The following is a 13,191-nucleotide window of genomic DNA, read 5'->3' on the forward strand; positions in this document are numbered from 1 at the left end:
GACCTACCAGCACAACCAACAGTCACAGGGAGTAGGCACACCACAGAAGTTGGACCAGAACCTGATTTCGGGCAGCGATGGGCGTTCACTGGGGCGTTGGATGTTCACGAGTTTTGCTTCTGGCTCCCATTTCCTGAAACCACGCCGACCGGGCTTGCACCCCGCCTCTGGGTAAGTCGCCGACCTGCTGGTTCGCCAGGACCGCCGACCTCAGGGGTGAGGATCGGCTCGACTTCACAGAAGTTGAGCCAGAGCCCGAGAGATAGCATCAGTGCATGGGGACGGCCAGCCGCCCTTCGGGCGGCGGGCCGTCGCGTCAGGCAGCGGAGAGATCAGCCGGCCTCGGCTCCGGCTCGACTGCTGGCGCTGGTGGTCGATGACAACAAGGTCGGCGCCGCCTTGCTGACTCAGATCACGAAGCCTACTTGAGCCAGAACATCTCCATCGGCAGGCCACGACCCGTGGTGCCGATCTCCATGACCAGCCAGTTGTTCACGAAGTAGCTGGGTCCGGACAGCCAGCCGGTGTTCCTGACGTAGGCATTACCGTCCGGCGTGTCCGGGGTCGTGTCGAAGTAGACCCGCATGGCTTCCATCGGGTTGTAGTACCCGGTGGTTCCGGTGGTGCCGATCTCGATCTCGTGGTTGTTACTAGCGCACTCGTAGTGGTCGTCCCAACCGTAGTTGGACCGGTGGGCCTTGGCGCAGACCTTGAAGTAGTCGCTCGGGGAGTTGATGTGGATGCGGACCGCTTCGATGTTCAGTGCGCGCCCTTGGGTGCCCGCCCATTCACCGTCGCACTTCCAGTCCATCCAACCGATGTCCTGCACGTGCGCCTTGTAGCAGATGCCGCCCGTGGGTGAGGACTGCGCGCTGGCCTGAGTGGCTCCGGTGCCGAGGGCGGCAGCCGTCATCGATAGTGCGGCGAGTATGCGTGTGGCGTGCTTGAGCATGGTCATTCTCCCCCGTGCGTGGTGTGTGGCCGGTGCGAATGGATGAGCGCGGCCGGAGCCGTCACGGCTCCTTGCTCACCCTATCGCGCGGCCTGAGAAGGGCGGCCAACTGCCGTTGCCTGTAGTCCGTTTCCGACCCGCCCCGACCGGATCAATCCGACCTATGGGGACGCAGGTAGCGCCTGGCGGTCAACCGGTCTGGGCCTGCTCTTCGGTACGCCCTCAGGTGCTGGCGAGGCGGTAGAAGTCGGGGCCGGTTCCGGGTGGGCAAGGGCAGTTCTGAGCTTCCGGCCGAGGGTGATCACCTGAATCTGATCGGCTGCGTAATGCTGTGTAACGCTCCACGACTCCGATCATGACACTCACCACTGACAACCCTCTCCGCCTATCCCGGAAGGCGGGTTTCGTGACGTAGCGTCACCATTCACAGAAGTTGAACCAGAACCCCGTTCTCGCGAACAGAGCCACCCACCAAAAGGCGAGGCCAACGGCGCCGGCGCCGGTGGCGTAGGCGGCGCCGCGCAGGGCGCTGTAGAGCCAAGCCGGTTCGGAGCTGTCTGCCTCCGAACCCTTCGCCCGAGCTGACCCGCTGGGTTCGACGACGACGCCATCACCGCCACCGGCGCCATCACCTGCCAGGGCGTCTACGAGAACGGCCGGGGCTCCGCCGAGCTGTGCCTCCCCGACGCCGATCCCGAGCAGCGCCGCGCCCTGGAACGATGCTCCCGCTACGGGTTCGACCTCTACCTCGACGGCGGCCTCCTCTACTCCTCGCCGGAGCTGGCCCTGCACTCGGTCAGCAGGACGAAGGACGGCTCCCTGGCGGTACGCGGAGCGCCCGGAGGCGTTCCGGAGCGCCTGGACGTGGGCCCGTAGAAGCACGTCAGCCCCGGTCGGACCTATTGGCTCCAACAGGTCCGACCGGGGCTGATTCGTGTGCTGGCGGTCAGGTGAGGCCGGCGGCGGCGTTGTCGTCCCAGCCGTCGTCGCGCGGCATGTACGGCCTCGGGGAACATCGGTACAGCGGTTATCGGTGAGACCGATCTTGTTCAGGGTGTGAGGGCGCTGACTCTGTTCTCGTACTCGCGGCGGGCCTTGCGCTGGGCCGGGACCGCGGGAAGGCCCTGGCTGCCGTCGAGCGGCTGGCAGCGGGCGAGGAGCCCTCGGTGCACGGCGGGGACGGCGCTGACGCGCAGGGTGTAGCCCTGGCCGCGCCGTACGGTCGTCCCCTGGTCGAGCGCGGCACGCTCGGAGGGCTCCAGCTCGGTGGTGCGGAGGTAGTCGGCGACCTTGCCCGGCATGTCGAGGGTGACCGGCAGCTCCGGGGCGGGGGTGTCCTCCTCGTTGGCGGTGTGGTCGGGCAGGAGGTCGGCGACGGCCGTGCGGAGGGCGCCGCGGCTGACCCGGTGCTCGCGGGCGAGGGCGGCGATGGAGCGGCCTTCCAGGTACGCGGTGCGTACGTCGGCGGTCTTGTCGGCCGGCACGGCGGGGCGGCGGCCGCCCTTGCTGCCCTTGGCCTCTGCTGCCCGCAGCCCGTCGTACGTCAGCTCGCGCTGGAGGTCGCGCTGAAGTTCGCCAGCGGCGGCGAGGGTCTGCACCATGAACTTCACGGTGGACAGCAGCTCGCCGGTGCGCGGGTGGCGGGCGGTGAGGTCCATCGCGGAGAACGCGCCGTCGTGGATGCGCAGCGCCACCTGGTCGCGGTGGAGGACATCGAGCACGTCGAGGATGTGGCCGGTGCCGCGCACGAGGCGGAACATCTCGGAGATGGGCAGGGTGTCGCCCGGCCGCGTGTAGTCGAGGAGCGCGCGGAACCTCGGCCGCTGGAGCGGGTGGAGGCGGCTGGAGGTGCCGGGGTCCTCCTCGAAGACGACCGGGTCCTCGATCCCGGCCTCGTCCAGGACGAGGTTCTGCCGGGCGGTGGACTGCTGGTCGGTCGAGCCCCGCTTGTAGACCAGGTTCGCCACCGAGGGGCCCCTTCCGTACGGAGGATCGGACCCTATCTGTCGTCAAACCCTGTCAGCAATCACCATCGGATCTGTTTGGATTCGCGGCGCCGCGAACCCCCGGATTGCGGGGGTTCATTGGACGTGTCGACCGCCTGTCGTCAAACGATGGCGAGCTCTCGGCGGGGGCGGCGGGCTGGTCTGCTTGCCGGGAATCGGATCGCCATCAACGGGGTTGGTGGGGGAAAAGCCGTTATTGGAGGGCCATGCGAGTGATTCAGGTGTACGAAGTGGGCGGTCCCGAGGTGCTGCAGGAGGCCGAGGTGGACCAGCCGCGGCCGGGTCCGGGCGAGGCGATCGTGGAGGTCGCCGCATCCGGGGTCAACTTCCTCGACGTCTACCACCGCGAAGGCCGGTACAGCCTCCCGCTGCCCTTCACCCCGGGCACTGAGGGCGCCGGCACGGTCGTCGAAGTTGGACCCGGCGTCGCTGACGTCGCAGTCGGGGACCGGGTTGGTTGGGTGGAGATTCCCGGCACGTATGCCGAGCGGGCCGTCGTGGACTCCTCCCGGCTGGTGCCGCTGCCCGACGATATCGGCTTCGAGATAGCCGCCGCCGTGCTCCTCCAAGGCATGACCGCGCACTATCTCGTCAAGGACGCCTACCCGGTTCAGGGGGGCGACACGGTGCTCGTGCATGCGGCTGCTGGTGGCATGGGGCTGCTTTTGACCCAGCTCATCACCCATCTCGGCGGCAGGGTGATCGGCACGACGTCGACCACGGCGAAGGCCGAGCTGGCGAAGCGTGCCGGGGCCGCTGAGGTGATCCTTTCCTCTGCAGTCGACGATCTCGCAGCTGAGGTGAGGCGGCTCAACGGCGGTCAGGGACTGCCGGTTGTCTTCGACGGCGTCGGCGCGCACACCTTCGATGCGAGCCTCGCCAGCCTGCGAACCCGCGGCCATCTCGTGCTCTTCGGCGCGGCAAGTGGTGCCGTGCCTCCGTTTGATCCGATTCGGCTCGCTCACGGCGGTTCGCTGACCCTGATCCGGCCCAGCCTCGGGGACTTCATCGCCGATCGGTCCGAACTGCTCCGACGGGCCGCCGATGTGTTCGAGTGGGTGCGCTCCAAGGCGCTTGAGGTCACCGTAACGGGCCGCTACGCATTGTCCGAGGCCGCCCAGGCCCACAGCGATCTGGAGGCTCGGCGTACCACCGGCAAGCTGCTCGTCGTACCCGATGCGGCCGCTCTTGGACGCCGCGAGGAAACGCAGAGCTGATCGCGGGTGACGAGGTCGGGGATCTTGGAGGCTGGGATGTCGAGGGCATTGCCGACCGTCATCGCCAAGATCCCCGACAGCGTCAGGCACTCAGCAGGCCAAGATCAAGTTCTGGCGGGTTTCTGGCGCATCTTTGTCACGCCCTTTCAAGATCCCTCAGCCGAGACCTGGCTCACCCGTCCACAACCTCCCGGGACAGAACACCTAGTTCACCACAAGACGGAGCCAACGATCGCCACGCAGGTGAAGTACCTGACCACGTTCGCCAAGAAGGTCGGCAAGGAGCGGTTCGACGCCGAGTTCGCCAAGGTGATCAAGGGCAGTGACATCGCCCCGCGCGCTCCCCGGCAGCGGTGCGCGACGGCCGCGAAGCGGCTGACCAAGGCGAGGGCCCGCAAGCTCATCACCGCGCTGGTCGGCCACGACTAGTCCGGCTGGCCCCCGTCGTCGTCCTCGTCCAGCTCCGGCGCGTCCGGGTCGCGCAGTGGGCGCAGGGCGCCAGCGGCCGGGACGCTGGCGGTGAAGCTGTAGCGGCCGAGCAGGTTCAGGTTGCGGTGCTTGAGCGGGGAGAGGCGGGCGATGTCCTCGTCGCGGATGTCGTGGCCCTCGGCGCGGAGCTGGGCGACGGCGGCGTCGATGTACTTCGTGGTCCAGGGCACGATGGCGTTGAGGACCAGGCCGAGCGCGCCGAGCTGGTCCTCCATGCCGTCGCGGTACGCCTGGTGGATGGTGCCGCGCTTGCCGTGGCACACGTCCCTCGCCAGCTTGTGGCGGGATTCCTGCACGGTGAGCTGCCGGTTCATCTGACGGCGGTAGGTGTCGTCGACCGGGTCGACCACTCGCAGCAGGTGCTCGGTCTTGGCGATCCGCCCGTACTCGGCGAACGCCGCCCCAAGCGGGGTCGGGCGGCCGTCGCGTCCGAACATGCGCAGCAGATCGTAGGCGCGGACCTGGTTGGTGACCAGGGAACCGGCGACCTTCAGCGTGTCCGGCCAGTGCGTGATCACCTTGTTCAGATTCACGCGGTTGCGGGCCAGGTCCTCCACCGCGCCGTACGTTCCGGTCTGGACGCCGGGCATCGTGGCCCGCCAGAACCGCTGGTCGTCCAGGTCGCGGAACCGCGGGCTGAAGTTGTAGCCGAGGATCTTGAACAGGCCGAACACCATGTCGGAGTACACTGATCGTTTCAGAATGATCGCGAGAGCCGCCGCAGGCAGATGATTGAGCAGGCGAGTTCGAGGAGCCCCTGGTGAAGGTCTGCCCGGTGCTCGTAGCGGATGCGCAGGCGCTTGAACTGGTGCAGCCAGGCGAACGCGCGTTCCACGCCCCAGCGCACTTTGCCGAGTCCGGAGCCGTGAGCAATGCCGCGTCGGGCGATCATCGGCTTGATGCTGCGCTTCCACAGCTGGCGGCGGTACTTGTCGAAGTCGTAGCCCCGGTCGGCGTACAGTCGCCGGGGCCGGCGGCGCGGCCGCCCTCGCAGACCCCGGATCAATGGGACCGCATCTACCAGCGGCAGGAGCTGGGTGACGTCGTGTCGGTTGCCGCCGGTGAGCGTAACGGCCAGCGGGGTACCGTTGCGGTATCGACGATCAGGTGGTGCTTTGAGCCGGGACGGGCACGGTCGACCGGTGAGGGACCAACATGATCCCCCCTTTCAGGGCTCGGACGTGTGAGCCGTCAACGGCGGAGTCGTCCAGGTCCAGCAGGCTCGCTCGCCGAAGCTCGGTCAGCAGGGCGGCGTGCAGTCGGGGCCACACTCCGGCCTCGGTCCAATCCCGCAGCCTGCGCCATGCCGTGACTCCGGAGCAGCCCACGGTCTCTGCTGGCACGTCGCGCCAGGCAACCCCGGTCCGCAGCACGTACAGCACGCTTGCGAGCGCTATCCGGTCCGGAACGCGCAGACGTCCGGGGTAGCGAAAACGACGCTCGGGAACGGGCGGCAGCAGCGGCGCGACGGGCTCCCACAGGGCATCCGACACAAGGTCAGCATGCACCCGCAACACCCTGCCGATCAAGATCGTCAGACGCAAGATCGCAGACTCGCTGAAGCCATCGATAGGATCGGCCAGTGGCCTTGTTCCGGCCTGATCGACGCACCGCCGATGCCGCTTTCGCCGCGGCTTGCATTGCAATAGGTCACGGCCCCGACGAGCGCCACGAGGAAGCTCGCGGGACAGCCTTCTGGTGGACCACCAGCCGTCCTGCGTGGCCTCACGGGGTGATCGTGTTCTGGCGGCACGGCCGAGACTGGCGGTTCATCCCCCTGGACCGTGATGAGAAACCAGTCCAGGGCGGCACCGAACGACTCCCCTGGCCGGCCGAGCTACCACCAGACGAGGCCGCCCAGCAGGTCGCAGAACTACTCGGAGAAGGACCCCACCTGACGTGAGGCGGCGACCAGCGCAGCAGCCATTCTGAAACGATCAGTAAACCCGTCCCTCGTCGAGGTAGACCTTCCAGGTGTCTCCCACTGTCCGGTGCAGTTCAACCAAGGCCGCGACGGCTGCAATGGCCGCCGGCGCGTCGGACAGCCGCAATGGGGAGTCCGGGACACCGTTGCGGGTGTGGGTCGGCAGCTCGCTGTTGCAGCTGAAGGCGTGTAGCGGCGGGGGGCCATCGCTGAACCATGAGGGGCAGTTCTCCTCTGCCCACGCAGCTGCGGCGTCGACATGATCCACATCCGCCAGCAGGCACTCGGGAGCAGGCCCGCAGCTGAACTGTACGAGGAAGCCCTGAGCATCCGCTGCCCACCAATCCCACATCAATCCAGGTCGACGGTGTCGCAGGATCGTCGTCATGCCGTCACCGTATGCAGGTCGCACAAGACCGGTGAAGATGATCCACGGGTAGGTGGAGCTGGTTGTGAACCCGCCGCGCGGGCGGCCCCGGCCCTCGCCTCCAGCACAACCGCCCGGGACGCACTGCGGGAAGCTCTCCTGTATCTGGGCGCTGCGCCCATCCAGGGCGGTCTGTACGTCGCCGTCAACATTGCTCCCCTCGACGGCGCCGCCGTCACTCCTGTGGGCCCATCCGTCGCGCGGCCTCGAGCGCCGCGGTGCGAACGCCGCCCTGACGGCAGCGTGTTCCATCGCCGACACGGGCGAGTGATCATTCACCGTCATGGCCGCCATGGTGCAAGATCGGCTGTGCGCCGGACCTAGACTCCCCGCACATGTCGCTCTGGCTCCTCAACCACTTCAGCACCTTCACCCTCGCCGCGGTCGTCGTCGGCGGGACCGTCGTGCTCGCCGTCGCCGGCAGCGTGCTGCTCCGCCGCAGATATCCGTCGCTGGCCCGGGGCGAGCACAATGACATGGTCGGGGTGACGCTGGGGATGTTCGGTGCGATCTACGGGATCATCCTGGCCTTCGTCATCGTCACCCTCTGGACCCAGCTGGACGGCACGCAGACGATCGTCGCCAGCGAGGCCACCGACACCGCGCTGATCGCCCGCGACGCCGCCGCCTTCCCGCCCCCGGTCCGCGCCGACCTCGACTCGGCGCTCAGTGGTTACGTCCACGCGGTCGTCGAGGACCAGTGGCCCCGCATGCGCGACGGGCAGCCGAGCTACGGGGCCACGGAGGCGCACCTCGTGAACGCCTTCGAGGTCCTCCAGGCGTACGACCCGAAGTCCCCGCGCGAGGAGGTCTTCTACGAGCAGGCCGTCACCCACCTCAACGGCGTCGCCGCCCAGCGCCGCGCCCGCCTGAACATGGCCGAGCAGGAACTCCCGCCCCTGCTGCAGGTCCTGGCCTTCGGCGGCGCGATCGTCCTCGTCCCGCTCACCTTCCTCTACGGCATGCGCAAGCTCCGGATCCAGCTCCTGTTCGTCGCCTCGGTCGCCGGACTCATCGGCTTCAGTCTCCTGCTCGTGTTCGTCCTCGACCGGCCCTTCGCCGGCGAACTCAGCGTCAGCCCCGCCCCGTACCGGGAGGGGGCGCTCGCCCGGTACTGGAACGGCTGAGCGCCGGGGCGCGGTCACGAGGTCGGGGATGGCGGATGGCGACGGTGCCGTGGTCAGGAGTGCCCGATGACCACCTTGCCGAAGGGGGCGTCGTCGGCGTAGTGGCGATAGGCGTCGACCGCCTCGTCGAACGGGAAGACGCGGTCGACGACGGGCCGGAGTGCGTGCGTCCCGATGAAGGCGTTCATGGCGGTGAACTGGGCGCGGCTGCCGACCGCCACGCTGCGGATCGTGGCTCCGGAGGCGAAGAGGGCGTACGGGTCGAGCGGCGGGGCGGTCCTGCCCGTGAAGCCGACGCACGCGATCGTGCCGGCCAGGGCGACGGCGCGAACGGACTCGTGGAGGAGCCCGGCGACGTCGACGATGCGGTCGGCACCGCGGCCGCCGGTGAGGGCACGGACCTCGCCGGCCCAGTCGGGGGTGACCGAGTAGTCGACGACCGCGTCGGCACCGAGGTCGCGCAGCCGCGCGGCCTTGACGGAGCTGCTGGTCGTGGCGATCACGCGCGCGCCGAGCGCGACGGCGAACTGGAGCGCGAAGAGGGAGACACCGCCGGAGCCCTGCACGACCACGGTGTCGCCCGGGCGGACACCGGCTCCGTCGCCCGTCAGCGCGTTCCACGCCGTGACCGCCACGCAGGGGAGGGTCGCGGCCTCCGCGTACGTCAGATGCGCGGGTACGTTCACGAGCGAGTCCGCGTCGACGAGAGCGAACTCGGTGAGCATGCCGTCCAACGAGCCACCGCGCTGCGGGAGGTGCTCGACGGCGAACGGGCCGTCCTGCCACGACGGGAAGAGCGTGGCGGCGACGCGGTCCCCGACGCGTACCGAGTCGACACCGGGGCCGACCGCGACCACCTCGCCGGCGCCGTCCGAGACGGGGACGACGTCCGGCTTGACCGGGAGGACGTAGGTCCCCTCGAGGACCATGAGTTCACGGAAGCTCAGAGACGTGGCGCGCACGGCCACGAGGGCCTGGCCCGGACCGGGCGTGGGGGTGTCGTGCTCGCGGACGGTGAGACCGGACAGTCCGGCCCCGCTGTGGGAGAGGTGGTAGCTCCGCATCGGTCGTGCCCTTCCTAATACCTGCGTGACCTGAGTGGCATGGGTGACATGGGTGATCTGAGTGGCCCGGGTCGCGGCGATGGGGATGGGGGAGTGGCCCGGCTGCTCCGCGTGGATGCCCGCTCCGGACATCAGGCTTCGTCGGACTCGGCGGCCAGCGGGACTTCTCCCGCGGTCTTGCTGAAGCCGAGCGCCTCGACGATCCGGCCGTCCGTCACCCGCATGACGTTGACGCCCTGCACCCACTGATCGGGGCCGTCCCCGAAGCGGTAGGTCCACACGATCGTCGCGCGGTCGCCCACCACGAGCACCTCCTGCGGCGTGAACTGCGAGGTGACGTCCTCGACGAGGGCCGTCCACCACTCCGTACACGCGTCGCGCCCGGTCACCCGCTCCCCGCGCGGCGCGGGCTGGACGCTCTCCATGACGCAGTCCTCGGCGATCAGGTCGGCCAGCAGGCCGGGCTCGCGGTCGGTGAACGCGCGGTTGAAGCGATCGATGACTTCGGCGGTGGTGCGTACGGACATGACGCCTCCTCGGAAGAGATAGACCATTCGGTCTACTGGCTTTATAGATAGACCGGTTGATCTACCGTGTCAAGTGCTGCAGAATTGCGTCATGACCACATCCGTGAAGCCGGGCCCCCGCGAGCGACTCCTCCTCGCCGCCCAGGAGTTGACTTACGCCCAGGGTGTCGGCGTCGGCGTGGACGCCCTGCTCAAGGAGGCCGGTGTCGCCCGCCGCTCGCTGTACGAGCACTTCGGCGGCAAGGACGGCCTCATCGCCGAGGTGCTGCGCCGCAGCACCGCCGAGGATGTGGAGCGCTACCGCTCCACCATGGACGCCGCGGGAGACGACCCCCGGGCCCGGCTGCTCGCGGTCGTCGACCGGCTGGGCCGCGTCGCCGCCGACCCGGACTTCCACGGGTGCCGGTACCTCGCCGCCGACCTCACGCTCACGGACCCGGAGCACCCCGGCCACGAGGTCACCCGGGAGTACCGGCGGAGCGTCCACGGCCTGTTCGCGGAGGAGTTCGTCGCCCTCGGGCACGCCCGGCCCGGCTTCGCCGCCGACCAGCTGCTCATCCTCGTCGACGGCCTCCTCGCCGCAGGCGCGACCCGCCCCGACATCGAACCCGCCGCCGCGTCCCGCGACCTGGCGGAGCACATCATCGACTCCGGCCTCGGCCTCGCCTAAGGCTTGTCCCGTAAAGATCTTCGAGTCAGTAGGGCCGTGATCGGCTGCTGTCCGCTCGGCTCGCCTAACAGCCGAGTGCGAGGTTGTGCAGGTGGGCGATTCCTCTCATCGCGTGATGGACGCCGTCGCCCTTCAAGCGGCAGTCGCGGAGGATCTTCCAGGTCTTCATGCGGGCGAAGGCGTGCTCGACGCGGGCGCGGACCTGGCGGTGGGAATATTTGTGTTCTTCCTTCCAGGCCGGCAGTTCGCTCTGCCCGCGTTCGCGACGTGCGGGATGATCACGCCGGTGCCTTGGTAGCCACCGTCGGCGATGACGGTGGTGCGGCCGACGGCCTCCTCGGCTCCGGACAGTGCCCATGCCTTGCAGTCGTTGCGGTTGCCGGGCAACGGTTGGCCGACCACGACGACGCGCCGGGTGTCGGCGTCGATGACGACCTGGTGATTGGTGGAGTACCGGTAGTTCTTGGCGCTCGGCCACCGTGTGGTCGCGGGTGGGGACCAGGGTTCCGTCCACGATGAGCACGGTGTCCTTGCGGAACCGTCTGCGGGGCTTAGACGTCGTTTCTTATGGCTGTCAGAGCGGCATGAGAGTCTCCGGTCATGAGCTACGACCTGGCTGTCTGGGAAGGCGAGAGGCCGGCGGATGACAAGACCGCCGGCCAGGTCTTCAGCGACCTGTATGACCGCTACCTCGACGGTGAGGACCTGGAGTCTCCGTCCGAACTCATCGCGGCCTACGTGACCACGCTTCTTGAGCGGTGGTGCGACATCACCGAGGATGAAGAAGGGACCTCGCCCTGGTCAGTCGGGCCGCTGATCAGCGGCGCAAGCGGTCCGCTCATCTACTTCGGGATGGGCTGGAGCAGGGCCGAGGAAGCGTCGGCCTACGCAGCAGTCTTGGCGGACAAGATGGGGCTGATCTGTTTCGACGTGCAGCAGGACCGACTCAGGCCCTGAGCGGCGTGATCAATCGCCGGTAGCCAATCAGGGATGCGGCTATGCCGACGAAGGCCAGGAAGTGCTCCGCCTTGCGTTCGTAGCGGCGGTGCAACCGGCGGCAGCCTGCCAGCCAGGACACGGTTCTCTCAACCACCCAGCGATGCCGGCCCAGCCGCTGTGAGGACTCGACGCCCTTGCGGGCGATGCGGTGGCGGATTCCCCGTCGGCGGAGCCATCGGCGCAGGTGGTCGTAGTCGTAACCCTTGTCGGCATGCAGCTTTGCCGGGCGCCGACGGCGTGGGCCTCGTCGGGAGCGGATCGGTGGGATGCCGCGAACGAGCGGCTCCAGGCCCTGGCTGTCATGCATGTTCGCCCCGGAGATGCCAGCGACAGCGGCACCCCGTTCCTGTCAGTGATGAGGTGAATCTTCGATCCCAGTTTGCCGCGATCGGTCGGATTCGGTCCCGTCAGTGGCCCCCTTTTGCGGCCCGCAGGCTGACCGAGTCGATCGCGCACCGCGACCAGTCCAGCTCGCCTCGCGCTCCGAGTTCGTCGAGGATCACGCGGTAGAGCCGGGCCCAGACCCGGTCCCGGCTCCACTGGGCGAACCGACGGTAGACCGTGGGCCAGGCCGGGCCGAACACCGGCGGCAGCTGCCGCCAGGTGCAGCCCGAGGTCGCCACGAAGATGATCGCGGCCAGTGCCTCGCGGTCACCTGCCCGGCGCCGACCACCGCCCTGCGGACGTATCACCAGCGTGGGCGGTACTACACGCCTGAACAGCACCCACAACTCGTCCGGCACCAGCCGCTCAACGAGATCCGTCATGCACGGTTCAACGAGCGATCACGCCATAAGAAACGACGTCTTAAGCGCGAGCCGGGGGCCGAGGTGGCCGACGATGCGGCCGGCCGCGGACTTCGAGACGCCGAAGAGCGGTGCGAGCTGGCGCAGTGTCAGGTTGGTGCGCCAGTACGCGGCCACCAGGAGCAACCGGTCTTCCAGCGGAATCCCCCACGGCCGGCCGCGCCGAGCGATGTCGGCGCCTTCGCGCCGCAGCGCACGCACCACCCGGTTGAACTGGCGCGGAGCCACACCGGTGAACGGGACTATCCAGGACGGCTCCGAGGCCGTGATCACACCAGGCACGACAGAGATCATTTACATCGGCATCAGCCGGGGGCAATCTCAGCCGAGGAAGTCCTTCCAGAGCGGGACGGATGCCTGCGGATTCCAGGGCGCGTCCTCGTCGATCTCGCCGAACTCGCGGTCGATGTAGTCGGCCAGATCGTGGCCGTAGCAGATGATGTCGGTTCCCCACACCGATAGGACCGGATGTCCCGGAGTGTCACGACCTGCGGGTATGAAGCGGTGCGCGTAGACGGGAACGAGTCGTGGCGCTCGTGCAAGTACCGCTCGGGCCACCTCCAGAGCCTCTTCCTTGGAGGTGGGACGCGCTCCCAGGGCCGGATGCCAGCTGCCATGAGCGACGTCGCCCAGCATTTCTCGTACCGGCCACTCCAGCCGATGGCGCAGGTCGTCTTCATCAGCGTGACGCCAGTCGGGCCAGGGCTGCTGCCACGTCGCGCCTTCCTCGGGAGGTGAAGCGACCGGCAGCCCTGCCGCTAGAAAAGCACGATGCTCCGGGGAGAACTCGAGCTCATAGGTCGCCTCGATCCGGCTGAACTCTTCCTCCGTGAGCCCTGGAGCTATCTCACAGCAGTCCGCCTCCGCCAACCGCCGCGCGGCCTCCGCACCCAACCAAGCGCCATCAAAGTCGATCACTCCGGCACCGTACACACGCTGCGTGCACGGCATCACATCTTTTCGAGCCCTGACTCGAGCCTCCA

General features: G+C 68.3%; 12 protein-coding genes and 5 pseudogenes. 5 read left to right on the top strand and 12 right to left on the bottom strand.

The window, feature by feature from the left end; translation table 11 throughout:
• Positions 1–421 precede the first annotated feature (421 nt).
• The 3 genes from ACN9M0_RS37325 to ACN9M0_RS37335 form a co-directional block, all read right to left on the bottom strand.
• Positions 422–952, bottom strand: coding sequence for a hypothetical protein (locus ACN9M0_RS37325; protein ID WP_366042401.1), 531 nt, complete (start codon positions 950–952; stop codon positions 422–424).
• A 417-nt stretch (positions 953–1,369) separates the two neighbouring features.
• Entirely contained in the window at positions 1,370–1,744 is a 375-nt protein-coding gene (locus tag ACN9M0_RS37330) for a hypothetical protein (protein ID WP_426405095.1), read from the bottom strand.
• Between the two features lie 257 nt (positions 1,745–2,001).
• Positions 2,002–2,919: a recombinase family protein gene (locus ACN9M0_RS37335; RefSeq protein WP_366042399.1), complete on the bottom strand. Its 918-nt coding sequence runs from the start codon at positions 2,917–2,919 to the stop codon at positions 2,002–2,004.
• 245 nt (positions 2,920–3,164) lie between these two features.
• Here ACN9M0_RS37335 and ACN9M0_RS37340 point away from each other — a divergent pair, with 245 nt between their 5' ends.
• Together ACN9M0_RS37340 and ACN9M0_RS37345 are read left to right on the top strand one after the other, a co-directional pair.
• Positions 3,165–4,175: a quinone oxidoreductase family protein gene (locus ACN9M0_RS37340; RefSeq protein WP_426405096.1), complete on the top strand. Its 1,011-nt coding sequence runs from the start codon at positions 3,165–3,167 to the stop codon at positions 4,173–4,175.
• A gap of 243 nt (positions 4,176–4,418) precedes the next feature.
• Positions 4,419–4,604 (top strand): hypothetical protein, encoded by a 186-nt coding sequence (locus ACN9M0_RS37345; RefSeq protein WP_366042397.1) that lies wholly within the window; start codon positions 4,419–4,421, stop codon positions 4,602–4,604.
• Here ACN9M0_RS37345 and ACN9M0_RS37350 read toward each other — a convergent pair.
• From ACN9M0_RS37350 to ACN9M0_RS37360, 3 genes and pseudogenes are all read right to left on the bottom strand, one after another.
• Positions 4,601–5,350: pseudogene (locus ACN9M0_RS37350) on the bottom strand (Tn3 family transposase); the annotation flags it as partial. The gene ACN9M0_RS37345 and the pseudogene ACN9M0_RS37350 sit on opposite strands and share 4 nt — an antisense overlap.
• A gap of 11 nt (positions 5,351–5,361) precedes the next feature.
• Positions 5,362–6,172, bottom strand: a pseudogene (locus tag ACN9M0_RS37355) (IS5 family transposase).
• Between the two features lie 429 nt (positions 6,173–6,601).
• A complete protein-coding gene (locus tag ACN9M0_RS37360) occupies positions 6,602–6,976 on the bottom strand; it encodes a hypothetical protein (protein WP_366042396.1) in 375 nt (124 codons plus the stop codon).
• A gap of 374 nt (positions 6,977–7,350) precedes the next feature.
• On the opposite strand from ACN9M0_RS37360, the gene ACN9M0_RS37365 reads away from it, so the two are divergent.
• Positions 7,351–8,142, top strand: coding sequence for a DUF4239 domain-containing protein (locus tag ACN9M0_RS37365; RefSeq protein WP_426405097.1), 792 nt, complete (start codon positions 7,351–7,353; stop codon positions 8,140–8,142).
• A 53-nt stretch (positions 8,143–8,195) separates the two neighbouring features.
• On the opposite strand, the gene ACN9M0_RS37370 is transcribed toward ACN9M0_RS37365, so the two are convergent.
• A complete protein-coding gene (locus tag ACN9M0_RS37370; RefSeq protein WP_399695057.1) occupies positions 8,196–9,338 on the bottom strand; it encodes an NAD(P)-dependent alcohol dehydrogenase in 1,143 nt (380 codons plus the stop codon).
• Positions 9,338–9,733, bottom strand: coding sequence for a nuclear transport factor 2 family protein (locus ACN9M0_RS37375; protein WP_399695055.1), 396 nt, complete (start codon positions 9,731–9,733; stop codon positions 9,338–9,340). Before ACN9M0_RS37375 ends, ACN9M0_RS37370 begins: the two co-directional genes overlap by 1 nt.
• A 91-nt stretch (positions 9,734–9,824) precedes the next feature.
• Between ACN9M0_RS37375 and ACN9M0_RS37380 the strand changes: the two genes are divergently transcribed.
• On the top strand, positions 9,825–10,403 hold the full coding sequence (locus ACN9M0_RS37380; protein WP_426405098.1) for a TetR/AcrR family transcriptional regulator: 579 nt from the start codon (positions 9,825–9,827) through the stop codon (positions 10,401–10,403).
• 64 nt (positions 10,404–10,467) lie between these two features.
• Here ACN9M0_RS37380 and ACN9M0_RS37385 read toward each other — a convergent pair.
• A pseudogene (locus tag ACN9M0_RS37385) lies at positions 10,468–10,956 on the bottom strand (transposase); the annotation flags it as partial.
• Between the two features lie 47 nt (positions 10,957–11,003).
• On the opposite strand from ACN9M0_RS37385, the gene ACN9M0_RS37390 reads away from it, so the two are divergent.
• Positions 11,004–11,360 carry a hypothetical protein gene (locus ACN9M0_RS37390; RefSeq protein WP_426405099.1) on the top strand — a complete coding sequence of 119 codons (357 nt, stop codon included), beginning with the start codon at positions 11,004–11,006 and terminating at the stop codon, positions 11,358–11,360.
• On the opposite strand, the pseudogene ACN9M0_RS37395 reads toward ACN9M0_RS37390, so the two are convergent.
• From ACN9M0_RS37395 to ACN9M0_RS37405, 3 genes and pseudogenes are all read right to left on the bottom strand, one after another.
• Positions 11,350–12,169: pseudogene (locus ACN9M0_RS37395) on the bottom strand (IS5 family transposase). The gene ACN9M0_RS37390 and the pseudogene ACN9M0_RS37395 sit on opposite strands and share 11 nt — an antisense overlap.
• A gap of 39 nt (positions 12,170–12,208) precedes the next feature.
• Positions 12,209–12,490, bottom strand: a pseudogene (locus ACN9M0_RS37400) (helix-turn-helix domain-containing protein); the annotation flags it as partial.
• A 39-nt stretch (positions 12,491–12,529) separates the two neighbouring features.
• Complete coding sequence (locus tag ACN9M0_RS37405) at positions 12,530–13,126, bottom strand: hypothetical protein (RefSeq protein WP_366042390.1); 597 nt, start codon at positions 13,124–13,126, stop codon at positions 12,530–12,532.
• Between the last annotated feature and the right edge of the window lie 65 nt (positions 13,127–13,191).

Origin of the sequence: Streptomyces sp. R-07, assembly GCF_049913175.1 — a bacterium.
Lineage (GTDB): Bacteria > Actinomycetota > Actinomycetes > Streptomycetales > Streptomycetaceae > Streptomyces.